Here is a 23,097-nt window from a genome sequence, read left to right on the forward strand (position 1 = left end):
GTCACAGCCTAGTAAACCCAGTGAGATGAATGACCCGCCGCATGGTGGACTCTTCTGGATCGAGCAAGCATTGCCTAAGTACTGTGGGCACCGGCCATCGCCGGTTAGTAAGGACCGACGACGTAGGCTGGAAGTGACTGATTGCGGGCCGGCTCATCGACGTGCATCACCCGCCCTGGCCGGCGCCCCTTGGAGGTTGAGATCGTGGCAGCTGGAGCAAAGCGGGTCGAACAGCTGGACCGGGTGGTAATCCGGTTCGCGGGCGACTCGGGCGACGGCATGCAGCTGACGGGTGACCGGTTCACATCCGAGACCGCGCAGCTCGGCAACGACATCTCCACACTGCCGAACTTCCCGGCCGAGATCCGCGCACCAGCCGGCACGCTGCCCGGCGTGTCGAGCTTCCAGGTGCATTTCGCCGACTACGACATTCTCACGCCCGGCGACGCGCCGAACGTGCTGGTCGCGATGAACCCGGCAGCGCTCAAGGCCAACCTGTCCGACCTGCCGCAGGGCGCCGACCTCATCCTCAACACCGACGAGTTCACCAAGCGCAACCTGGCCAAGGTCGGCTACGCGGTCAGCCCGCTCGAGGACGGCTCGCTCGACGGCTACGCCGTTCACCCGGTCGCGCTGACCTCGATGACCGTCGGCGCGCTGAGCGACCACGGCGTCTCCAAGAAGGACGCCGAGCGGGCCAAGAACATGTTCGCGCTCGGCCTGGTCTGCTGGATGTACTCGCGGCCGTTCGAGTCGACCCTGCGGTTCCTCGAGCGCAAGTTCGCCAAGCGCCCCGACCTCGTGGCCGCCAACAAGGCCGCTTTCCAGGCCGGGTGGAACTTCGGCGAGACGACGGAAGACTTCACGGTCCGGTACGAGATCAAGCCGGCCAAGATGCGCCCGGGCACCTACCGGAACATCACCGGCAACCAGGCGCTCGCGCTCGGCCTCGTGGCCGCCGGCGTCCGGTCCAAGCTGCCGGTGTTCCTCGGCGCGTACCCGATCACTCCGGCCTCCGACATCCTGCACGAGCTGTCGAAGCACAAGAGGTTCGGCATCACGACGATGCAGGCGGAAGACGAGATCGCGGCCATCGGCGCGGCGCTGGGCGCCTCGTACGGCGGCGCGCTCGGCGTCACCACCACCTCGGGCCCCGGCGTGGCGCTCAAGGGCGAGACGATCTCGCTGGCGATCGCGCTCGAGCTGCCGCTGGTCGTCGTCGACGTGCAGCGGGCCGGCCCGTCCACGGGCATGCCGACCAAGACCGAGCAGGCCGACCTCAACATGGCGCTGTACGGCCGGCACGGCGAGGCGCCGCTTGCGGTGATCGCGCCCAAGTCGCCGTCCGACTGCTTCCACGCGGCGATCGAGGCGGCGCGGATCGCGCTGACCTACCGCACGCCGGTCATCCTGCTCTCCGACAACTACGTGGCCAACGGCTCCGAGCCGTGGTTGCTGCCCGAGGCCGGCGAGCTTCCCGACCTCACGGTGCAGTACGCGACCGAGCCCAACGGCGAGGACGGCCGCTTCCTGCCGTACCTTCGCGACCCTTCGACCATGGCGCGGCCGTGGGCGATCCCGGGCACGCCGGGGTTGGAGCACCGCATCGGCGGCCTGGAGAAGGCCGACAAAACCGGCGACATCTCGTACGACCCGGCCAACCACGAGTTCATGGTGCGCACCCGGGCGGCCCGCATCGAGGCCATCGAGGTGCCCGACGTCGAGGTCGAAGACCCGGACGCCGAGAACGGCGACCAGCAGGGCGCCAAGGTGCTCGTGCTGGGCTGGGGCTCGACCTACGGTCCGATCGGCGCGGCCTGCCGGGCGTTGCGGCAGCGCGGGCTGCCGATCGCGCAGGCCCACCTGCGGCACCTCGCACCGTTGCCGGCGAATCTCGGTGCGGTGCTCAAGGCGTACGACAAGGTCGTCATCCCCGAGATGAACCTGGGCCAGCTCGCCCACGTGATCCGGGCGAAGTACCTGGTCGACGCCGTTCCGTTCAACCAGATCAGCGGCCTGCCGTTCACCGCCGCGACGCTGGAAAGCATGCTCGAGGACGTGGTCAAGAATGGCTAGCCCGACTGTTGAGCTCAAGCTCACGGCGAAGGACTTCAAGTCCGACCAGGAGGTTCGCTGGTGCCCGGGCTGCGGTGACTACTCAATCCTCGCGGCCATGCAGCGGTTCATGCCCGAGCTGGGCATCCCGCGCGAGAAGACGGTCTTCATCTCCGGGATCGGGTGCTCGTCGCGGTTCCCGTACTACATGAACACGTACGGTATGCACTCGATCCACGGGCGTGCCCCGGCGATCGCCACCGGGCTCTCCGCGTCCCGCCCCGACCTGTCGGTCTGGGTCGTGACCGGCGACGGCGACGCGCTCTCGATCGGTGGCAACCACCTGATCCACGCCCTGCGGCGGAATGTGAACCTCAAGATCCTGCTGTTCAACAACCGGATCTACGGCCTGACCAAGGGTCAGTACTCGCCGACCTCCGAGCTCGGCAAGATCACGAAGTCGACGCCGGCGGGCTCGGCGGACTCGCCGTTCAACCCGCTGTCGCTGGCGCTCGGCGCCGAGGCGTCGTTCGTGGCCCGCGCGATCGACTCGGACGCCAAGCACCTGCAGTCGGTGCTGCGCGCGGCGGCCCAGCACGAGGGCAGCGCGTTCGTCGAGATCTACCAGAACTGCAACATCTTCAACGACGGCGCATTCGAGCTGATCAAGGACCCGTCCACCCGGGACGATCACCTGATCCGACTCGAGCAGGGTCAGCCGATCACCTTCGGCAGCGAGAGACAGTTCTCGGTGGTCCACCCGGCCGGCGGCTTCGGCCTGTCGGTGCGCGACTCGACCTCGCTCGACGGCGAGTCCCCGGTCGTGCACGACGCCACCGTCGACGACCCGGCGTACGCGTTCGCACTGTCCCGCCTCTCCGGCTCCGACCTGGCGACCACGCCGATCGGCGTATTCCGCGACGTCAAGCGCCCCACCTACGACCAGCTGCTGCAGAAGCAGCTCCAGGACGCCAAGGCCCAGGCCGACGGCACCCCCGACGAGATGCTCGACTCGCTGCTCAACGCGGCCGACACCTGGACGATCATGTAATCGTCCACGGGGGAGTCACCTGCTCACACCCGGCGGCGAGGAAGCGGTAGGCTCGCTTCCTCGCCACTGTCGTGAGGGGGGTCGACATGACCGACGAGTCTGGCCTGCACGCCCTACTCAAGACCGAGGTGCCACATTCCGCCCGGCTGTGGAACTACCTGCTGGGCGGCAAGGACAACTTCGCCGCCGACCGCGAGGCCGCCGAGTATGCCCTGGCGCTCATGCCCGAGCTCGTCCAGTCGGCCCGCGCCAACCGCGAGTTCCTCGGGCGCGCGGTCCGCTTCCTGGCTGCCGACGCCGGCATCCGGCAGTTCCTCGACATCGGCACCGGCCTGCCCACCGCGGGCAACACGCACGAGATCGCGCAGGCGGTCGCCCCCGACAGCCGCATCGTCTACGTCGACAACGACCCGATGGTGCTGGTGCACGCCCGGGCCCTGCTGACCAGCACCCCTTCCGGCGCCACCGATTACATCGACGCCGACCTGCGCGACACCGCCACGATCCTCCGCGACGCGCAGAAGACGCTCGACTTCACCCAACCGGTCGCGGTGATCCTCTCCGGCATCCTCAACTTCATCGTCGACGACACGTCCGCCGACGCCATCGTCTCGCGCCTGATCGCCGCCGTTCCGCCGGGCAGCTACCTGGTCATCTCGCACCCGACCGAAGAGGTCAACGGCCCGGCCGTCCGCGAGTCGATGCGCCAGTGGAACGAGAGCGGCGCGGCGCCCATCACGGCCCGCAGCCGAGAGGGAATCGCCGCCTTCTGCGACGGCCTTGAGATCCTGCCGCCGGGCGTGGTGACGTGCACCGCCTGGCGCCCCGACCCCGAGCACCCCGGCATCACCGACAAGGTCTCCGAGTTCGCCGTCGTCGCCGCCAAACCCTGAATCAGACGGTGACGCCTACGCTGCTCTCCTCGACGCGGATGTAGACCAGCATGTCGCCCGTCTCGATCGTCACCGCATGCTCGCCGCCCAGCGGAAGCACCTTCCCCCGGCGGATCAGCGCCACCACCAGCGTCGCCAGCTGGCGGGGGTTCTGGCCGACCTCGCTGCGCTCCGCGCTCCGCATCGCCAGCGCCATGCCTTGACCCGGCGTCAGCAGGTCTTCCACCACGTCGATCAGCGGTGGCGCCGTCGTGGTCAGGCCCAGCAGCCGGCCCGCGGTGGCCGACGAGACGATCACGTGGTGGGCGCCGCTCTGTTTGAGGAGGGCGGCGTTCTCCTGCTCGCGGACGGCGGCGATGATGCGCACCTGGCCGGCCGTGAGCTGGCGGACCGTCAGCGTGATCAGCACCGAGGCCTCGTCGCTGTCGGTGGCGATGATGACGGCCTTGCAGTTCTTGACGTCGGCCTCGTTGAGGACCGACGAGCGGGTGGCGTTGCCCTCGATGGCGACGAGGCCGTTGGACGCGGCCTGACGGATGCCGGCCTCACGGTTCTCCACGACGATGATGCGGGATTTGTCGTAGCCGTTCTCCAGCAGCGCGGCGACCGCGGCCCGGCCTTTCGTGCCGTAGCCACAGACGATGACGTGGTCCTTCAACTTTCGCCTCCACCGGCCGACACGCAGGCTGTTGCGGTACTGGTCGGTGAGCACCTCGAGGGTCGTGCCGACCAAGATGATCAGGAAGAGTACCCGCGCAGGGGTGATCACCAGGACGTTCACCAGCCGGGCGTCGGGAGTGACCGGGGTGATGTCGCCGTAGCCGGTCGTCGAGAGCGACACGACCGCGTAGTAGAAGCAGTCGAGGAGGGTCAGACCGTCCTCGTTGACGTCGCGGTAGCCGTCGCGGTCGAGGTAGATGACCGCGACGGTGAACAGGACCAATCCGACGGCCAGCGCCACTCGGACGGCGAGCGCACGCAGGGGGCCCTGGCGGACCAGGGGCAGATGGATCATTTGTCGTCCCGCACACGCACACCATAGCGGCCGGGTGCAGGCCCGCCCTCCAGGACATCACATTAACCATCGTTAAGGAATACCCGTTGGTAACTTCGGCGATGGCCGCCAAAGTCGATCGACAGATCTGTATGCCGCGGGGACGGAGGCCAAAACTGCCCCCATGACCCGACGCATCCTCCTCGTTCTGGTCCTCACCCTGGCCGCGCTGGTCCCCGCCGGCACGGCCTCCGCCGCTACCGACGACAAGCCGGCCGTGCTCCTAGGCTGGACCCAACCCAACGCGGCGAGCACCAACGCCTGGAACGCGGCCCGCCTCAACCGCACGCCCTGGCAGTCCTACAACTTCGACTGGTCCACCGACTACTGCTCGGCCAGCCCGGACAAGCCGCTCGGCTTCGACTTCACGTTGTCCTGCTGGCACCACGACTTCGGCTACCGCAACTACAAGGCCATCGGCGCGTTCCCGGCCAACAAGGGCCGGATCGACGACACCTTCTACGCCGACCTCAAGCGGAAGTGCGCCACGTACAGCTCGATCGTGCGCCCGGCCTGCTACAGCCTGGCCTGGACGTACTACGAGGCCGTGCACAATTTCGGTTCGCTGTCCGCGGTCAAGCAGGCCGATCTCAATCGAGCGTCAGCCCTGATGCAGCAAACCTGACGGCGCCGTCCTCCAGGTCGGGGTGCTCCACCGCCAAGGCCATCGCCACAATCCGATCAAAACCGAGACCCACACCATCCGCGTACGCGGCATCGAACGCCGCATCGCCGAGTGCGGCCCGCAGCGCCAACTGCTGTTCCGACCAGAACCGTCCGAACATGTCGGTACGCCGGGCGCCGCGGGCCGCCTCGGCCCCGCCGAACAGGACGGCCGCCATCGCCGCGTCGCCGCCCAGCGCGCAGCGCGCAGCGATCGCCGCGACCGCGTCCGCCGCCGCGCCCCGGAAGCCGTGGCGCAGCCGGGACCGCAGCGCCACCACCAGGTGATCGTGGGCGGCGACCAGGTCGCGGCGACGCAGCGCCACCATCCCCAGCAGCCAGTCGACGGTGCGCCGGCCGCGATCCTCGGGGCGGCCGGCCTCCAGCTGGCGAGCGCCGCCCAGCAACTCGGCCGCCTCGTCGATCGCGTCCCGCCGCCACAGCAGCTCGGCCAGGGTGACCACCGCCGGCAGCGCCGCCTCGGCCGCGCCGGACTGCTCGGCCCGCGCCGTCACCTCGCGGCAGAACTGCTCGGCCGCCTCGAAGTCGCGGTTCTCCAGCAGCGTGATCCGGTGGCCGGCGATCGCCCGGACAAGCAGGTTCTCGCTGTCGGCCACCTTCTCGGCCCGCTCGAAGAAGCGCACCCGCTCGTCCCGGTCGTCGGCCAGCCCGGCGTGCACCAGGTAGGCGCCCGCCAGGTCGGCGGGTGGCACGGAGGCCTCGCCCAGCCGCCGGTAGAGGCGGAACAGCTGGTCACGGCCTTCCCGCGCGCCCCCGTGCTCGCGCCACCAGGGATCGAGAGCACCGGCCAGTCGCAGGCCCGCCTCGACGCTGCCCTCGGTGGCGGCCCAGCGCAGAGCCGCCCGCCATTCGCTGACAAAAGGGGCAAGCTCGGTGAGGGAGACGGTGCGCGGCTGGCCGTCGGTGTCCACGGTGACCGCGCCGAGCGCGTGCAGCGACCAGGCCACATGCCGTTCCCGGGCGGCGCGCTCGTCACCGGCGGCAACGAGCTGGCGGCCCGCGTACGCCCGCACCTGCTCGGACATCCGGTAGAGCGGGCCCGGCACGACGTCGATCAGGGACTTCTCGGTCAGCTCGGAGAGCGAGGCGAGCGCGTCGGCGCCGCACCACTCGATCGCGGCGAGATCGACCGGGCCGGCGAAGACCGACAGCCGGCGCAGCAGGGCGGCCGAGCGCACGCTGAGCGTCCGATAGGACCAGTCGAGGCAGGCGGTCAGGCTGTCGTGGCGCTCATGGTCCTTGTCCAGATCGGCGTTGACTGGATCGAGGGCGGCGATCGGGTCGTCGAGGCGCGCCAGCAGCTGGCCGGCCGAGAACAGCCGCAGCCGGCCGGCGGCGAGCTCCGCCGCGAGCGGCGAACCCTCCAGCCGGGCGGCCACCCGGGCCAGCTCGTCGCTCTCGTCGACCCAGCCGGGCCGTCCGCCGCGCGCGGCCTCGGCCCGCTCGCTGAGCAGGGTGAACGCGTCGGCCGGCGAGAGCGGCGGAATCCGCCAAACCACCTCGCCGTGCACGCCGAGCGGCTCCCGTCCGGTGACCAGCACATCGACGCCCGGGCAGGAGGAAAGCAGGCGGCGCACCAGACCGGCACAGGCGGCGGGCGCGGCGTCGCAGGTCTGGAGCAGCAACAGCATCCGCCGGTCGGCGCATTGCTCGAGCAGGGTGTCGAGCACCGGACGGCCCGGCTCGGCGCGCAGGCCCAGGGCCGCGGCCAGCGCGGGAGCCAGGCCGGTTGCCGCGCTGACGGCATCGACGGTCCAGATTCCTTGCGCGTACGTGTCGAGCACCTGTTCCCCCACCGCATGCGACAGGCGCGTCTTCCCGGCGCCACCCGGACCCGCGATCGTGACGATCCGGTTGCGGGTGAGCAGGTCGGCGAGCTCGGCCACCTCGGCGCGGCGGCCCACGAAGGAGGTGAGCGGGGCGGGGAGGTTGTGGCGGGCCGCGCCCGGGGTGCGGGGGCGGGGGAACTCGCGGTCGAGGCCGGCGGCGACCACCTGGAAGAGGCGCTCGTCGTCGTCGAAGCCGCGCAGGCGGTGCGGGCCGAGGTCGAGCAGGTCGACGCCGGCCAGGGTGTCGGCTACCGGGTCCTGGCTGGGGCGTTCCACGGTAAGCGTTGCGGTCCGGGCCCTATTTTTTTCTGTTTTGCTCGGGGCGGGCCTCGCGCCGGCTTCCCGTGCTCCGAAGGGGATGTCAGCTCCCGCGGTGAGGACGGCCAGCGCGGTCGCGCCCGAGCAGAGGATCTGGCCTCCGTGGGCTGCGGCGGCGACGCGGGCGGCGCGGTGGACCTCGATGCTGGCGTACTCGTCGCCGATCGGCTTGGCGAAGCCGGTGTGCATGCCCATCCGCACCCGGGGCATCGCGTCGCGACCGGGCCACTCGTGTGCGGACAGTCGCCGTTGCGCCTCCACACAGGCCGCCATCGCGGCGCCAGCGTCGCGGAACGCAACGAAGAATGAGTCACCCTCAGTGAAGAGCTCGACACCGCCAAAGTCGCTCAGTGCATCCCGAAGTAACGCTCGGTGAGCACCAAGGACAGGTCCGTAATCGTCGCCGAGCATCCGGGCCAGACGAGTCGAGCCTTCAATGTCGGTGAACATAAAGGTCACCAGGCCGCTCGGCAGCTCGGTCCGTCCCGACACGGTGAACCTCCGCCTCCTTTGGGAAGTCGTGACTCATGCTGCCGTATCACAGCGTCACTGTGCATCGTAGAAACGGACGGTAACGATCTCCCGCCACGGCCGACCCCGGACGGACGACACTCGCCGGGCAGTCATCGACGTTCTCTATGCACTACGCGTGACGTAACGAAATGGATCGAGCCAGGACACGCCGCGGTTGGTCAGTTCCGGCCGACCGTTCGGACGTACCCGGAGGAGTCATCACGCGCGGCGTCTCTCCACGGTCGCACGGTCGCTCCGCTGCGTGACCACCACACGCGTCCCCCGGAGATCGACCGCCGGGCACCATATGCCCGGCCGTCCGCGAAGGCCACCCCTTCTGGACGCATGGAATCGGCCTGCACGCATGGGACGACCCGGCGCACGTCCGCGCCCTGATCGCCGTCACGAGCCCACCCGCGCAAGTCGCTCACTGCGCAACGCCCTGATCGCCGCCACCGAACCGCCCGCACAGGTGCCCGGCGTGCAGCCCCTGATCGGAGCCATCGGACCGCCCGCACAGGTGCCCAGCGTGCAGCCCCTGATCGGAGCCAACGGACCACCCCGCGCAAGTCGCCCAACCTGCAGCGCCTCGAACGCAGCCACCGGACCACCGGCGCAAGTCACCACCGAGATGCTGCGCGACACGGTGCCCGCTCTTCCCCATCGGGCCAGCCCGGTGACGAGCCGTCGCGGCGTCGTCGGGCACGCGGGGGTTGGCCGGGCAAGCCGCCCGGGTGGGCAAGCCGCCTGGGTGGGCAAGCCGCCCGGGTGGGCAAGCCGCCCGGGTGGGCAAGCCGCCCGGGTGGGCAAGCCGCCCGGGTGGGCAAGCCGCCCGGGTGGGCAAGCCGGCCCGGGTGGGTCAGCAGCCGCAGGCGCCGCCGCAGGCGCCGCCGCCGGAGGGGGCCGGGGCTGATGAGCCGCCGGCGGCGCCGCGGGCGACCGCGACGGTGGACAGCAGCTTGACCGTGTCGTTGTGGCCCTGGGGGCAGTCGGCGGGCGCGGACGCCTCGGCCATCGGGCGGCTGACCTCGAACGTGTCGCCACAGGCGCGGCACCGGAACTCGTAACGCGGCATTGGCAAAGAGTAGGCCCCCGGTATGACAGAAATGCACTCGGCAGCCCTACCCAGCCGTAACGTCATTCGCCGGCGTCGACGCGGCCTCTTGCGGCGAGCCTTCGGCGGGTATGGTCGGGCCGTGGCGAACGGGCGGGAGACACCGGTGGGGCAACCTGAACTGCGGGCGGCAGCGCCGCACCAGGGCGGGCCGCTCGGCAGTTCCGGCGCGGCTCCCGACGCGGGCCCCGCGAGGGAGCCGGAGTCGACGGCTGTGGGGTCGTCGGTCACGGGCGACAAATCCGAAAAGGGCGACAAGACGGGCGAGACGACAGCGAAATCGGCCAACACGGTGGAGTCGGATAAGAAGGCCGAGCCCGAGAGGGCAACCGAGCCCGAGAAGGCAATGGCCGCACCCGCGAAGGACACCGCCGCCCCGCCCGCCAAGGACGAGAAGACGCAGCCCGGCCTGACGACCGAGGCAGCCACACCCGCCGAGAAGGCACCCGAGCCAGGAAAGCCCGAGCCGGGAACGCCCGAGCCAGGAACGGCGGAAGCCGGGAAAGCCACAGCGCCGGAGAAGCCGGCCAGCCCGGGTCGGCTGCGCAACGCCCGGCCCGTGCAGGCGGTCCGGCACGCGAGCCGCAACACCTCCGCGTGGGCCAAGCGCCCCAGCGGCCGCCTCGTCCTGCCCGCGGTCATCGCCCTGCTCCTGCTCGGCGCGGCGGGCACGGCCGGCGCGTACCTCGTACCCCAGGCTCTCGAAGCCGCACCCACGCCCAGCGCGACCCCCGCCTTCCCGGGTGAGGCCGGCAACGGCGCGGCGTCCGCGCCGGCGGCTAGTCTGCCGACCGACCTCTCCACCGCCTCCGCGCCCGTCGGCGCCACCGGCGGCTTCCCCACCGGAACCACCGCGGCGATCCCGGGCCAGACCACCCAGGGCCAGGTCGGAGCGCAGACCGGCGCCCGCCCGGCCGACGCGCTCACCGGCTGGGCCGAGCAGATCGGCACCAAGGTCGGCATCCCGGTAGTGGCCGTGCAGGCCTACGGGTACGCGGAGCTCGTCGTTGCCAAGACCATGCCCTCCTGTCACCTCAGTTGGACCACGATCGCCGCGCTCGCCAAGGTCGAGTCCTCGCACGGCAGCGCGAACGGCGCGGTGCTCGGCGCCGACGGCTCGGTGCAACCGCCGATCTATGGTCTGCCGCTGGACGGCAAGGGTGGCCGCCAGATGGTCCGGGACACCGATCAGGGCACGATGGACGGCGACGTCACCTACGACCGGGCCGTCGGTCCGCTTCAGTTCATCCCGGCGACGTGGAACAGCTACAAGGTGGACGCCGACAACAACGGCGTGGCCGACCCGAACGACATCGACGATGCGTCACTTACCGCCGCGATCTACCTGTGCCAGGGTGGGCGCGACCTGTCCAAGGCGGAATCCTGGTGGGACGCGATTCTCTCGTACAACGCTGTTCAGCCGTACGCCCAAAAGGTCTTCGAAGCGGCAAACGACTACGGCCGGCGCAGTCGATGATGGCAAACGAACATAGACGCACAGTGACGGCACCCGCACATTTCCGTACGCGGCACTTCCCTGAAGGTCCGCTGCACGGCAAGCTGTACGGGTGAGGGTGCGTGAATGGGACCCCCGGTCAGCGTCGGCCGGGGAGATCCGATCGCTTGTGGAGACGGTCAATGCTGTGCTGGCCACAGATCTCCCCGACGATCCACCGTGGCAGGACGTCCAGGTCAGGGAGTATCTGGCCGAGACCGTGCCCGGCGAGCGCCGGATCTGCTGGGTGGCCGAGGACGACCGTCTCCCCGAGGGAGAGAGTGAGATCTTCGCGCACGTCAGCATCCTGCTGCTCGGCGATATCGGTGTGCTCGAGGTGATGGTCAAACCGTCGCTGCGTCGCCGTGGCCTGGGCCGGCAGCTGGTGGCGATGGCCGCCCGCCGTGCCTATCTCGAGGGCTTCTCGTCGATCGGTGTGGAGGCGATCGGCGGCACCCCGGCGATCCCCTTCTACGAGTCGCTGGGCTTCGAGCGGGAGTACGTCGAGACCCGCAGCGTGCTCAACCTGTCCTCGGTCGACTGGCCGGCGCTGCGCGAGATGGCCGACGGCATCGCGGCCGGCTTCCGGGTGGAATATCACCCGGGCGGCCCGCCCGAAGAGCTGCTGGAGGCGTACGCCCAGGCCAAGCTGGAAGCGCAGGACGACGATGACGACCTCGACCTGGCGCCCCGCTCCTCCGACCCGCAGCGGCTGCGTGACTCGCTGGAGACGCTGCACAAGCGCGGCCTGAAGCCGTACATCGTGCTGGCGATCCACCAGGCGAGCGGCGACGTCGCGGGCCTGACCGAGGTGGTCGTGCCGGCGCAACATCCCGAGCGCGCCGACCAGTACGACACGATCGTCGTGCGGGCGCACCGCGGTTACGGCATCGACCGGGCACTCAAGGCACGGATGCTGTTCGAGCTGCGCGCGGCCGAGCCGGGCCTGCGCGAGGTACAGACCTGGAACGCGCACAACAACGAGTCGATGCTGAAGGTCAACGCCGAGCTGGGCTATCAGCCCGACCGCGACTGGTACGAGTACGGCGCGGACGTCGCCCAGCTCGTACAGATCCTCGAGCCGGTCGAGTGATCAGCGCAGGTGCCGGGCGACCTCGGCGGCCCAGTAGGTGAGGATGATCTGGGCGCCGGCGCGCTTGATCGACGTCAGCGTCTCCATGATTATGCGGTCGCGGTCGATCCAGCCGTTCGCGGCGGCGGCCTCGACCATCGCGTACTCGCCGGAGACCTGGTAGGCGGCTACCGGCACGGTGACGCGGTCGCGGATCGCGGCGATCACATCGAGGTACGCCAGGGCCGGTTTGACCATGACGATGTCGGCGCCCTCGGCGACGTCGAGGTCGACCTCGCGCAGCGCCTCGCGCAGGTTGGCCGGGTCCTGCTGGTACTGGCGGCGGTCGCCCTTGAGAGTGGACTCGACGGCCTCGCGGAACGGGCCGTAAAACGCGCCCGCATACTTCGCCGAGTACGCCAGGATCGAAGTGTCCTGATAACCCGCTTTGTCCAATGCCTGCCGGGCAACGCCGACCTGGCCGTCCATCATTCCCGACGGCCCGACCATGTGCGCCCCGGCGGAAGCCTGCGCTACCGCCATATCGGCATAAATGGCCAATGTGGCGTCGTTGTCCACGGAACCGTCCGGCGCCAGCACTCCGCAGTGGCCGTGCGACGTGAACTCGTCCAGGCACAGGTCGCTCATGATGACCGTGGCGTCGCCCACCTCGGCGACGAGATCGCCGATACCGACGTTCAGGATGCCGGCGGGGTCGAGCCCGGCCGAGCCGGTCTCGTCCTTGTGATCGTTGGTAGGCACGCCGAACAGCATCAGCCCGCCGACGCCCGCACTGACCGCCTCGTGCGCGGCCTTGCGCAGCGATTCCCGCGAGTGCTGCACGACGCCGGGCAGCGAGCTGATCGGCCGCGGCTCGGTCAGCCCCTCCTTGAGGAAGAGGGGCAGAACCAGCTCGGACGGCGCGACCCGCGTCTCCTCTACCAAGCGGCGGAGGGCCGGGGTACGCCGTAGCCGGCGCGGACGCACATCGGGGTACGACATGGCGGGCTCCAAGACTTAGCGGAAGCGAAGAGCGGTGGGTCCCTGCACCTTGGAGCCGCGGCGCTGCTTGGCCGGCATGGCGGCCAGCTTCTCGCGCAGCTCGACCGCGTACGACGCGAGCGCCTCGACCAGGTCCGGCACCGAGGCGTGCTGGGGCTGGACGTCGACGCGCAGGCCGAACTCGGTCGCGGTCTCGGCGGTCTTCGGGCCGATCACCGCGACGACCGTGCGGGCGTGCGGCTTGCCGGCGATGCCGACCAGGTTGCGTACGGTGCTGGACGAGGTGAACAGCACCGCGTCGAAGCCACCCGACTTGATCGCGTCGCGGATCTCGGCCGGCGGCGGGGCGGCGCGGACCGTGCGGTACGCCGTCACGTCGTCGACCTCCCAGCCGCGCTCGATGAGTCCGGCCGCGAGCGTCTCGGTGGCGATGTCGGCGCGAGGCAGCAGCACCCGGCCGACCGGGTCGAGGATCTCGTCGTGCGGGGAGAACTCGGCCAGCAGCCCCTCGCTCGACTGGTCGTCGGCCGGGATCAGCTCGGGCTGGATGCCGAAGGAGCGGACCGCCTCGGCGGTGGCCTCCCCGATGCAGGCGATCTTCACACCGCCGAAGTGGCGGGCGTCGAGGCCGTGCTCGTCGAACTTCTCCCAGACGGCGCGGACCGCGTTGACCGAGGTGAAGACGACCCAGGCGTACCGGCCGTCGACCAGGCCCTTGACCGCCCGCTCCATCTGGGCGGGCGTGCGCGGCGGCTCGACCGCGATGGTCGGCACCTCGCACGGGATCGCGCCGTACGCCCGCAGGCGCGCGCTCATCGCGCCGGCCTGCTCCTTGGTGCGCGGGACGAGCACCTTCCAGCCGTAGAGCGGGCGGTTCTCCCACCAGCTCAGCGCGTCGCGCTCGGCCACGTCGGCGCCGACGGTCAGCACGACCCGGCCGGTGAAGCCGAGCGCGGCGGCGACGAAGCTGTCGACGGTGGAGGTTGTCGTGTACTGGGTCTCGCCGGTGCCGTCGCCGGTCACCGCGACCGGGGTGCCGGGCTCCACGCCGGCCGCGAGCAGCCCGTCGCGCACGGCGGCCAGGTCGCCGGCGTCGACCGCCACGGCGAACGAGCCCTTGCGGGACGAGGCGGCGAGCGCGTCGAAGTCGAGCGCGGCGACGTCGCCGACGTCGGCCGTGGTGCGCACGGACGGCAGCGGGACGCCCGCGTAGGTGGCGACACCCTCGGCCTGGCCGATGCCGGGCACGACCTCGAAGTGCACCGCGGTGCGAGCGACCGCCTGCACCTCCTTGACCACGGAGTCGTGGCCGAACGGGTCGCCGGCGACCAGGTGCACGGCGGATAGACCGGACTTCGCCGCGGAGAGCAGCACCTTGGCGACGTCGCCGGGCGCTCCCTCGGCCGGGCTGAACTGGGCGTCCGCCTTGGCCTCCGCCTTGATCGCGGACAGCAGGGAGTCGGGGACTCCCCGGTCGAACACCACCTGGTCGGCGTCGGTGAGCGCGGCATGCGCGCGACGGGTCAGCAGCTCCGGGTCGCCGGGTCCGGCCCCGACGAATGCGATGCGGCCTGCTGGCTTGCGGGCGGTGCGGGTGGTCATTCTTTGCTCCCCATCAGGGTATCGGCGCCGTTCTCGAGGAGGTCGGCGGCGAGTGCCTTGCCGATCTCCGCCGCGTCGGCGGGCGTTCCGGTGCGCGACAGGCGGATGGCTCGGGTCCCATCCGGACTGATCACCGCACCGCGCAGGTAGATCTCGTCGCCGTTCTCGCCCTCGGCGAACTCGGCGTATGCCGCGACCGGGGCGGAGCACCCGGCCTCGAGCGTGGCCAGCATCGCCCGTTCCGCCACGACGGCGGCCCGGGACGGTGCGTGGTCGAGCGCGGCCAGCAGCTCGACCAGGTCGGAGTCGGCCCGGCACTCCACCGCCAGCGCGCCCTGGGCCGGGGCGGGCAGCATGAGCATCGGGTCGAGCGTTTCGGTGATCTCGGCGGCCCGGCCGAGACGGGCCACGCCGGCCCGGGCGAGGACGACGGCGTCCAGGTTGGCCTCGGGTCCGTGGACCCGGGCGATCCGGCTGTCGACGTTCCCGCGGATCGGCGTGACCTGCAACTCTAGGCCCAAAGCCAGCAGTTGCGCGATTCGGCGCACCGCTCCGGTGCCGATCGTGGCGCCCGGCGGCAGCTCGGCGAGCCCGCGGTCACCGGAGGAGATGAGCACGTCACGAGGGTCTTCCCGGGGCGGGACGGCCGCGATGTGCAGGCCGGGATGCGCGCCGGTGGGCAGGTCCTTGTACGAGTGAACGGCGAAGTCGATCTCGCGGGCCAGCAGCGCGTCGCGCAGCGCCGAGACGAAGACGCCCACGCCCAGCTGGGCGACCGGTGCGGCCGAGCGGTCGCCGGCAGTGACGATGCGCACCAGCTCGACCGGGCGGCCGGTGGCGGCCGTCAGCGCATCGGCGGTGAGCTGCGACTGGGCGAGGGCCAGCGCGCTGCCGCGGGTGCCTAGGCGCAGTGGGGCCGTCACGCTTTTCCTCCGATCTCGGGTACGGCGTCAGCCTGGGTGGCATGCGGGACGTCAAGGTCGAACAGCTCACGCAGCAGCGCCGCGTACTGATCGCCGCCCGGTTCGGCGGCGAGCTGACGGACCCGCACGGTCGGCGAGTGCAGCAGCTGCTGAACGACCCGATGCAGCGTACGGGAAACATCCGCTCGCTGCTCATCCGTGAATTCCGACCGCCGGGAGTAGAGCTTGCGCAGCTCGCCCGCGACCACGTCCTCGGCGCGGGTCCGCAGGGCGGCCACGGTCGGCGCGATGTCGGCGCCGCGCAGCCAGCCGAGGAAGTGCTCGACCTCGCCGGTGACGATCTGCTCGACGGCGGCGGTCTCGGCCGCGGCCGGCAGCGCGCGCCGCGAGGCCGCGAGGCTGTCGATGTCGATGACGGTGATGCCCGGCAGGGCCGCCGCGTCGGGGGCCACGTCGCGCGGAACGGCCAGGTCGAGCACGACCAGCGCCCCGGCCGCCTCCAGGCGGGCCCGGGTCAGCACCGGCTCGGTCGCGGCGGTCGCGGTGATCACCAGGTCGGCCTCGCGCAGGGCGGCGTCCAGCTCCTCGAACGGGACGGCCACCGCGCCGTACGCCTCGGCGAGCCGGTCGGCCCGCGCCGCGCTGCGGTTGCTGATCTTCACCGGGCCGACGCCGGCCCGGGTGAGGGTGGCCACCGAGAGCGCGCCCATCGCGCCCGCGCCGATGACCAGCGCGGGCTTTCCCTCGAGGTCGCCCAGGTGCGAGGACGCGACCTCGAGTGCGGCGGTGACCACGCTCTGGCCCGCCTTGTCGATGCCGGTCTCGGCGTGCGCGCGTTTACCGACCCGCAGGGCCTGCTGCATGAGCTCGTGCAGCAGGCGGCCGGCGGTGTCGGCCTCGCTGGCCGCGTGGTAGGCGTCCCGCAGCTGCCCGAGGATCTGCGACTCGCCGACGACCATCGAGTCGAGCCCCGACGACACCTTGAACGAGTGCAGCACCGCCGCCTCGTCGTAGTGCACGTACAGGTGGCCGGCCAGCTCGGTGGCCGGGATGCCGGACGCCTCGGAGAGCACGTTGCAGACGTCGCCGAGGCCGCCGTGGAACCCGCTGACCGCGGCGTAGATCTCCACCCGGTTGCAGGTGGACAACAGCACGGCCTCACCGATGTACGGCTGGCTGACCAGCTTCTGCAGGAGCGCGGGAACGGACTCTTCCGCGATGGTGAGCCGTTCCAGCGTGCTGACGTCGGCGGTGCGGTAGGACGCACCGACGCTGAGCAGGTTCACGACCCGACCGCCTCCTGATTTCCCGCCCCCGTGGCGGACCGGCCGCCGGGCAGCGCGGTGAGCGTCGCCTTGCGGTGCTCGTGGAATGAGAGGATCTGCAGCTCGATCGCGAGGTCGACCTTGCGAACGTCGACGCCGGCCGGCACGGACAGCACGCACGGCGCGAAGTTGAGGATGCTGGTGACGCCCGCGGCGACCAGTTCGTCGGCGACGGCCTGGGCGGCGCCGGCCGGAGTCGCGATGACCCCGATCGCGATGCTCTCCTCGACCGCGACCAGGCCGAGCTCGTCGATGTGCCGCACGACGAGACCGTGTATCTCTTCACCGACCTTGGCCTCGTCGGCGTCGAACAGCGCCACGATCTTGAACCCGCGACTGGCGAAGCCGTCGTACCCGGCGAGCGCGTGACCGAGGTTACCGACGCCGACCAGGCACACCGCCCGGCGCTGGTCGAGGCCGAGCACGTACTCGATCTGCTCGATGAGCAGGGCGACGTCGTAGCCGACGCCGCGGGTGCCGTACGACCCGAGGTGGGAGAGGTCCTTGCGGAGCTTCGCCGAGTTCACCCCGGCGGCGGCCGCGAGACCCTCGCTGGAGATCGTGTCGGCCCCGCCCTCGCCCAGGTTGTGCAAGGCGCGAAGGTACTCGGGCAGCCGGGCGATCGTCGCCTCCGGGAGATCCGGGAAGGCCGGGACGTTGCCCGAGCCTTTGCCGGGCGTGCTTCCGTGACGCTGCTGACTCATCTGACTCCGTGCCGACGAGGTGTCGAACCTGCGGGTGCGAGCCCTCTGACGCCCGGCTCGACCGGCTGTGATAGCGGGGCTCTTCGAAGTCACAGAGTAGGCGCTTGTGAAGGCGTGCACAAATCGCGATCTTGAAGTTACGAGTGGACAGAGATCCATTAGCGTGCTAGTGGATCCGTCCGTCAAAAGTATGCCCCGCTCGTCAGGGTAACGACCACCCGTTACAGCGACCTGGCGATCTCGACCGCCTGGACCAGGGTGTCGGCAACCGGACGGCCCGAGGCGCGCAGCCGGTCGGGGTGGGTGAAACCGCCCGTGTACAGCACGACCTCGGCGCCCACCGAGTCGGCCGCGGCCGCGTCGTCCAGCGAGTCGCCGATCAGCACCGCCCGCGAGCCGGGGACCGCCAGCCCCTCCAGGTGGGCCGCCAGGTGCCCGGCCTTGAGGTGACCGCCGACCTCGGTGCGCAGGCCGTCCACCCGGGTGAAGACGCCGTTCAGCCCGTACGTCTCGACGGCGGGCACCAGCTCGCTGTGGAACCACATGGACAGCAGCGACTGCGAGCCCGGCCACGAGGTGAGCGCGGCCTTGGCGTCGGCCGCCAGCGTCATGCTGGTCAGCCCGACCCGGTACGCGTCGTGGAAGATCTTGTCGAGCCGGCCGAACTCCTCGTCGTCGACCGCCCGCCCGAGGATCTCGGCGTAGAACTCGGCGACCGGGCGGCGGAACCGCGCGCGGTGCTCGTCGCTGTCGACTACGCGACCGCCCACCGCCGCGAACGCGTGGTTGGTGGCCGAGACCACGAGGCTGAGGTCGTCGAGAAGGGTGCCGTTCCAGTCCCAGACAAGATGCGTACGTGTCACGGCAGACAACCTATATGCGGGGCTCCCCCGGCTGTCTCGCCAAATCCCGCAGCAGGCGGGCCTCCTCGACCTTCCAGTAGCCGTGTTCGGCGCCGTCGAGCAGCACCACCGGCACCCGGTCGCCGTAGTCGCGCTGGAGTTCGACGTCCGAATCCACGTCGACCCGGGCCCACTGGCCAGGCACGATGCGGTCGAGCGTGGCCTCGGCCTCCGCGCACAGGTGGCAGCCGTCCCGGCTGATCAGCGTGACGCGACTCATGAGGCGATCTCACGCTTCCGCACCTTGCCGATGATCGAGTGTGGCAGCTCACGGACCAGCTCGATGCTCGGCAGCTTGAACCGGGCCAGCTGGCCGGCGCAGTAGACCTGCAGCTCGGCGGGGGTGGGCGCGAGTTCGAGCGCGGAGACGACGTACGCGTGCGGCCGCTGCCCCGATTCGTCGTCGGGCACCGCGACCACCGCCGACTCGGCCACGGCCGGGTGCGCGTCGAGCACCCGCTCGATCTCGGCCGGGTAGACGTTGAAGCCGTTCACCAGGATCAGCTCGCCGATCCGGTCGACCAGGTGCAGGTCGCCGTCGCCATCCGCGTACGCGATATCGCCGGTCGCCCACCAGCCGTCGGCGCCCGGACCGTCGCGGCCGTCGGGCCAGTAGCCGGAGAAGAGGTTGGCGCCCCGCACCACGATCTCGCCGGGGTCGGTTCCCGCCGAATCGGCCACCGAGAGGTCGAGCTCGGCCAGGTCTTCCTCGGGTGAGGCGGTGCCGTCCTCCCAGAGCACGTCGCCGGCCGCGGTGCGCAGCCGGAGAGAGACGCCCGGGAGGGGCCGGCCGATCGAGCCGGGCTTGCCGCGATCGCTGACGGCCGTCGTGGTGAGCACCGGGGCGGTCTCGGTCAACCCGTACCCGATCAGGATGGTCTTGCCGGTCGCCGCGGAGAACCTGGCGGCCTCGGCCGGGGCGAGCGGCGCCGCGCCGCACACCGCCGTGCGCACGCTGCTGAGCGCGGTGTCGGCCGACGGCTGCCGTGACCACTCCGCGTACATACTGGGAACCCCGACCGTCACCGTGACGGCACGCTCGGCAATCACGGAGAGCGAAGCCGCCGGGTCGAACCGGTCGATCAGCACCCCGGTCGCCGCGGGGTGCACGACCGTGCCGAGGCCGGTGTTCAACCCGTAGGCGTGAAAGAGCGGCATCGCGAGCAGCACGACGTCGTCCGGCCCCACGACGGGTGGCTCGATCGCATCGAGCTGCTCATGGTTGGCGGCGAGCGCGGCGCGCGTGAGCATCGCGCCCTTCGGACGCCCGCTGGTCCCGGACGTATAGAGCAGGACGGCGAGATCATCTGCCGAGACCTGCGGCAGGTCGCCGCTCGGCCCGGCGAGATCAGGGGGTACGCAGGGAGGCGTCGACGACCGCAGTTTGGCGCGGGCCGCCTGCTCGGCCACCACGACCGCGGCCTGGCAATCCGCGATCGCGTAGTCGAGCTCGTCGGACGTGTAGCCGGGATTGAGCGGCACGGCGACCCGGCCGGCGCGCAGCACCCCGTAGTGCGTGACCACGAAGTCGATCGAGTTGCCGAGAACGATCGCGACCCGTTCGCCCGGCCTGGCCAGCATCACCAGCCGGCGCGCGGCCGCCTCCACCCGGGCATCCAACTCGGCCCAGGTCAGCGTGATCGTCGGGGTGATGAGCGCGGGGCGGTCCGGTCGTGAACTGGCGGCGGCAGCAATCTCGTCCACGACGCACGAGTCTGGCACAGGTGCGCCCTCAGGGGGACGGCGGACAGCTTGTCCGTTGGCGGACCCGGGGTGTCCACCATCGTGTCAGACGTTCCTTGTGTCTTGTCTGCGCCACTTCGTACTATTTTCGCGCAGCGCACACGGTGTGCGACTCCGTGTGTTCGGAGTCCGTGATACTTCGCGTCTGTGTAACGGACTCCACAGCCCTGGGTGAGGTTGGTCCGACGAATTGTGGGCCGCCCCACCCGTTTTGCTATGAGTGATCACCCCTCATCCCGAGGAGGCCGCTGTGCCACAAAAAGCACGGAATTTCCGCTCATCCACGCCTGGCGGGACGGATGCGCGGCGGGACCAGAACCGCCGGGACGAGGAGGCGAAGTGAGTCATGTGTACGCCGGGGACCCGTACCGCCTGGCCTTCCCAGAGGGCCTGACCGCCCTGCGTCAGTCCGTCGACTCGATGATCACCAACACGATCCGGGGCGAAGGAGCCAAGCGCACCAGCAACCGCCGCCACGTCAACGAATCACCGGGCGTCCGGATCCCCCCGGCCGGCAACGCCAAGCCGCTGCCCAACAGTGGCGGCCGGGTCGCGGTGCCGGGCCGGCCGGCCATGCCGGCCCAGCCCACCGCGGGCCAGCGCAGCAACCTTCCGGAGAGCCCGTCCAACGACCTCACCGTGGTGGTGCCGGCGCAGAGCACCTCCGGCCCGCCGACCGAGACCGAGCCGCCCAAGTACCCGGCCCGCCCCGACCCGGGCGACGCTGCCGCCGAGGTGTGGGCGCTGGTCGAGCGCGCGCAGGCCGGCGAGGCCGAGGCCTTCGGGCTGATCTACGACCGGTACGTGGACACCGTCTTCCGGTTCGTCTACTTCCGGGTCGGCAATCGCCAGCTCGCCGAGGACCTGACCTCGGACACCTTCCTGCGGGCCCTCAAGCGGATCGGCAGCTTCACCTGGCAGGGCCGCGACCTCGGCGCCTGGCTCGTCACGATCGCCCGCAACCTGGTGGCCGACCACTTCAAGTCCGGCCGCTACCGCCTCGAGGTCACCACCGGCGACGTGCTCGACGCCGACCGCGAGGACCGCGGGCCCGAGGGCAGCCCCGAGTCGGCCGTGGTCGACCACATCACCAACGTGGCCCTGCTCACCGCGGTCAAGCAGCTCAACCCGGAGCAGCAGGAGTGCATCGTGCTCCGCTTCCTCCAGGGCTTCTCGGTAGCCGAGACCGCGCAGACCATGGGCAAGAACGAGGGGGCCATCAAGGCGCTCCAGTACCGGGCCGTCCGGGCGCTCGCCCGGCTGCTGCCCGAAGGGTTCCAGTGGTGATCCGACTACAGCACATGTCGATCTCCGCAGCGCGATACCAGCCATTCGTCCCCGTAACCGGGGACGAGCCTCACGCGTTTGTCCGGGTGCGACCCCGGCAGGCCTCGGCGGCCACCGGCATCGTCGCGACCGTCGGCGACGCTGCCGACGAGACAGTCACGAGCGAGGGGAGGTGCCCGCGATGAGTTTCGATTTCCTGGACCGGCGGCGCGCCGAGCGCTTCGCGGAGCTTCTCGACGAGCCCTACGGCGGCCGGCGGCACAGCCACGGCCAGGCCGATGAGAGTCTCGTCGAACTGGTCGCCGTCGTCACCACCGTCAGGGCGGCCAAGCCTGAGACCCAGGTCGATTCCGAGTTCCGCGACGGTCTGCGGGCGATGCTGGTCGCCACCGTCGAGCGGGACGGCGTCGGGAACGACATCGCCGGCAACGCCGCGGAGCCCGCGGCCACCACACTCCAGGGAAGCACCCGCATACGCGGCCTGCTCCTGGGTGGCGGTGGCCGGCGGACCCGGGCGCGTGGCGCGATCGTGATCGGCGTGGCCGCCGGCGCGCTGGCGGTCTCGGGCATCTCCGCGGCGAGTGAGAACGCGTCGCCCGGCGACGCCTTGTACGGGGTCAAGCGCTCCACCGAGCGCGCCCAGCTGGCCATGGCCGGCTCCGACGTCAGCCGGGGCCAGCTGTCGCTGGACTTCGCCCGCACCCGGCTCGCCGAGGCGGCTTCCATGCCGGGCGACGCCGCCGGGTTCGCCGGGGTGCTCGACGACATGGACGCCAGCACCCGCCGGGGCGTACGCCTGCTGGACACCTCGGCGGTCGCCCGCCGCGACGTCAAGCCCCTGGCCACGGTCGACGCCTTCGTCGACCGGCAGCGCCAGACCCTGGCGCCGGCGCTGGACCGGCTCAGCCCGGCCAACCAGGAGCGGGCCGCGGCGTCGCTGGCGCTGCTGGAAGCGGTGAGCCGGCGCACCGGGGACCTGCGGGCCGGTCTGAACTGCGCGACGGTGCTGTCGGCCGGCGCCGACACGCTCGGGCCAAAGCTGCGCGACTGCACGACCACGGCACAGGGGACGGACACCGCCAACCGGCCCGCCGGACACAGCGGCAAGGCGACGACCCGCGACCCCAAGGCGTCGAAGGTCAAGCCGGAACGGGCCAACCCGTCCGTCTCGCCCAGCACGACCACCAACGCCGCGGACCCGGACGCGCCCGCCAAGTCGACGGCGCCGACCCTGCCGCTCGGCGGCACGCCGCTGGTCTCCGAGTCACCGGACGCCGGCGACAGCGGCACGGACGACGGCTCGGACCCGGTGGGTGGCCTGCTCGGGGAACTCTTCGGCATCCACTAGAAGCATCCACTAAGCTTCGCGTTTAACGTCTGGGCTGTGTTCAGTCGCTCTGTGGAGGGACTGGCATGGAACGGCCACCTGATCACGCTGAGGAGAGGCGAATCTTCTCGGGAGGTTCAGGTGGCCGTTGTTCGTAGTGTCGTGCAGGCCGGGCGGTCTGACCAGGGTGAACTTCGCCGGTTC

At 70.9% G+C, this 23,097-nt stretch carries 18 protein-coding genes and 1 pseudogene; 8 read left to right on the top strand and 11 right to left on the bottom strand.

Annotated elements, in window-relative coordinates; all coding sequences use genetic code 11:
• Positions 1 to 204 precede the first annotated feature (204 nt).
• The 3 genes from ACIA5D_RS05245 to ACIA5D_RS05255 all read left to right on the top strand — a co-directional run bounded on the left by ACIA5D_RS05245 (position 205) and on the right by ACIA5D_RS05255 (position 3,999).
• The gene (locus ACIA5D_RS05245) at positions 205 to 2,076 is read left to right on the top strand and encodes a 2-oxoacid:acceptor oxidoreductase subunit alpha (RefSeq protein ID WP_396028533.1); all 1,872 of its coding nucleotides are present in this window, start codon (positions 205 to 207) and stop codon (positions 2,074 to 2,076) included.
• A complete protein-coding gene (locus ACIA5D_RS05250; RefSeq protein ID WP_396028534.1) occupies positions 2,069 to 3,106 on the top strand; it encodes a 2-oxoacid:ferredoxin oxidoreductase subunit beta in 1,038 nt (345 codons plus the stop codon). Before ACIA5D_RS05245 ends, ACIA5D_RS05250 begins: the two co-directional genes overlap by 8 nt.
• A gap of 86 nt (positions 3,107 to 3,192) precedes the next feature.
• Complete coding sequence (locus ACIA5D_RS05255; RefSeq protein WP_396028535.1) at positions 3,193 to 3,999, top strand: SAM-dependent methyltransferase; 807 nt, start codon at positions 3,193 to 3,195, stop codon at positions 3,997 to 3,999.
• 1 nt (position 4,000) lies between these two features.
• Here ACIA5D_RS05255 and ACIA5D_RS05260 read toward each other — a convergent pair whose 3' ends face one another.
• On the bottom strand, positions 4,001 to 5,014 hold the full coding sequence (locus ACIA5D_RS05260; protein ID WP_396028536.1) for a potassium channel family protein: 1,014 nt from the start codon (positions 5,012 to 5,014) through the stop codon (positions 4,001 to 4,003).
• A gap of 163 nt (positions 5,015 to 5,177) precedes the next feature.
• Here ACIA5D_RS05260 and ACIA5D_RS05265 point away from each other — a divergent pair, with 163 nt between their 5' ends.
• Positions 5,178 to 5,678, top strand: coding sequence for a phospholipase (locus tag ACIA5D_RS05265; protein WP_396028537.1), 501 nt, complete (start codon positions 5,178 to 5,180; stop codon positions 5,676 to 5,678).
• Here the strand turns inward: ACIA5D_RS05265 and ACIA5D_RS05270 are convergent.
• On the bottom strand, positions 5,644 to 8,376 hold the full coding sequence (locus ACIA5D_RS05270; RefSeq protein WP_396028538.1) for an adenylate/guanylate cyclase domain-containing protein: 2,733 nt from the start codon (positions 8,374 to 8,376) through the stop codon (positions 5,644 to 5,646). The two genes, ACIA5D_RS05265 and ACIA5D_RS05270, sit on opposite strands and share 35 nt — an antisense overlap.
• 880 nt (positions 8,377 to 9,256) lie before the next feature.
• Complete coding sequence (locus ACIA5D_RS05275) at positions 9,257 to 9,472, bottom strand: zinc ribbon domain-containing protein (protein WP_396028539.1); 216 nt, start codon at positions 9,470 to 9,472, stop codon at positions 9,257 to 9,259.
• 121 nt (positions 9,473 to 9,593) lie between these two features.
• Here ACIA5D_RS05275 and ACIA5D_RS05280 point away from each other — a divergent pair, with 121 nt between their 5' ends.
• Positions 9,594 to 10,988, top strand: a complete 1,395-nt coding sequence (locus ACIA5D_RS05280; RefSeq protein ID WP_396028540.1) for a murein transglycosylase — start codon at positions 9,594 to 9,596, stop codon at positions 10,986 to 10,988.
• A gap of 91 nt (positions 10,989 to 11,079) precedes the next feature.
• The gene (locus tag ACIA5D_RS05285) at positions 11,080 to 12,099 is read left to right on the top strand and encodes a GNAT family N-acetyltransferase (RefSeq protein WP_396028541.1); all 1,020 of its coding nucleotides are present in this window, start codon (positions 11,080 to 11,082) and stop codon (positions 12,097 to 12,099) included.
• Here the strand turns inward: ACIA5D_RS05285 and hemB are convergent, their stop codons facing one another.
• The 8 genes from hemB to ACIA5D_RS05325 form a co-directional block, all read right to left on the bottom strand.
• A complete protein-coding gene (gene hemB, locus ACIA5D_RS05290; protein ID WP_396028542.1) occupies positions 12,100 to 13,080 on the bottom strand; it encodes a porphobilinogen synthase in 981 nt (326 codons plus the stop codon).
• A gap of 15 nt (positions 13,081 to 13,095) precedes the next feature.
• Positions 13,096 to 14,682 (bottom strand): uroporphyrinogen-III synthase, encoded by a 1,587-nt coding sequence (locus tag ACIA5D_RS05295; protein WP_396028543.1) that lies wholly within the window; start codon positions 14,680 to 14,682, stop codon positions 13,096 to 13,098.
• The gene (gene hemC / locus ACIA5D_RS05300) at positions 14,679 to 15,605 is read right to left on the bottom strand and encodes a hydroxymethylbilane synthase (RefSeq protein ID WP_396028544.1); all 927 of its coding nucleotides are present in this window, start codon (positions 15,603 to 15,605) and stop codon (positions 14,679 to 14,681) included. Before hemC ends, ACIA5D_RS05295 begins: the two co-directional genes overlap by 4 nt.
• Positions 15,602 to 16,891: a glutamyl-tRNA reductase gene (locus ACIA5D_RS05305; RefSeq protein ID WP_396028545.1), complete on the bottom strand. Its 1,290-nt coding sequence runs from the start codon at positions 16,889 to 16,891 to the stop codon at positions 15,602 to 15,604. The genes hemC and ACIA5D_RS05305 overlap by 4 nt, the downstream gene beginning before the upstream one ends.
• Positions 16,888 to 17,634, bottom strand: coding sequence for a redox-sensing transcriptional repressor Rex (locus ACIA5D_RS05310; RefSeq protein WP_396028546.1), 747 nt, complete (start codon positions 17,632 to 17,634; stop codon positions 16,888 to 16,890). The genes ACIA5D_RS05305 and ACIA5D_RS05310 overlap by 4 nt, the downstream gene beginning before the upstream one ends.
• A 221-nt stretch (positions 17,635 to 17,855) precedes the next feature.
• Positions 17,856 to 18,497 carry an HAD family hydrolase gene (locus ACIA5D_RS05315; RefSeq protein ID WP_396028547.1) on the bottom strand — a complete coding sequence of 214 codons (642 nt, stop codon included), beginning with the start codon at positions 18,495 to 18,497 and terminating at the stop codon, positions 17,856 to 17,858.
• 10 nt (positions 18,498 to 18,507) lie between these two features.
• Positions 18,508 to 18,756 (bottom strand): glutaredoxin family protein, encoded by a 249-nt coding sequence (locus tag ACIA5D_RS05320; protein WP_396028548.1) that lies wholly within the window; start codon positions 18,754 to 18,756, stop codon positions 18,508 to 18,510.
• Positions 18,753 to 20,240, bottom strand: a complete 1,488-nt coding sequence (locus ACIA5D_RS05325; protein WP_396028549.1) for an AMP-binding protein — start codon at positions 20,238 to 20,240, stop codon at positions 18,753 to 18,755. The genes ACIA5D_RS05320 and ACIA5D_RS05325 overlap by 4 nt, the downstream gene beginning before the upstream one ends.
• Before the next feature lie 459 nt (positions 20,241 to 20,699).
• On the opposite strand from ACIA5D_RS05325, the gene ACIA5D_RS05330 reads away from it, so the two are divergent.
• Positions 20,700 to 21,566, top strand: a complete 867-nt coding sequence (locus ACIA5D_RS05330) for an ECF subfamily RNA polymerase sigma factor, BldN family (protein ID WP_396028608.1) — start codon at positions 20,700 to 20,702, stop codon at positions 21,564 to 21,566.
• Between the two features lie 181 nt (positions 21,567 to 21,747).
• Positions 21,748 to 22,617: pseudogene (locus tag ACIA5D_RS05335) on the top strand (DUF5667 domain-containing protein); the annotation flags it as partial.
• Between the last annotated feature and the right edge of the window lie 480 nt (positions 22,618 to 23,097).

The organism is Actinoplanes sp. NPDC051513 (assembly GCF_044454685.1).
GTDB lineage: Bacteria > Actinomycetota > Actinomycetes > Mycobacteriales > Micromonosporaceae > Actinoplanes.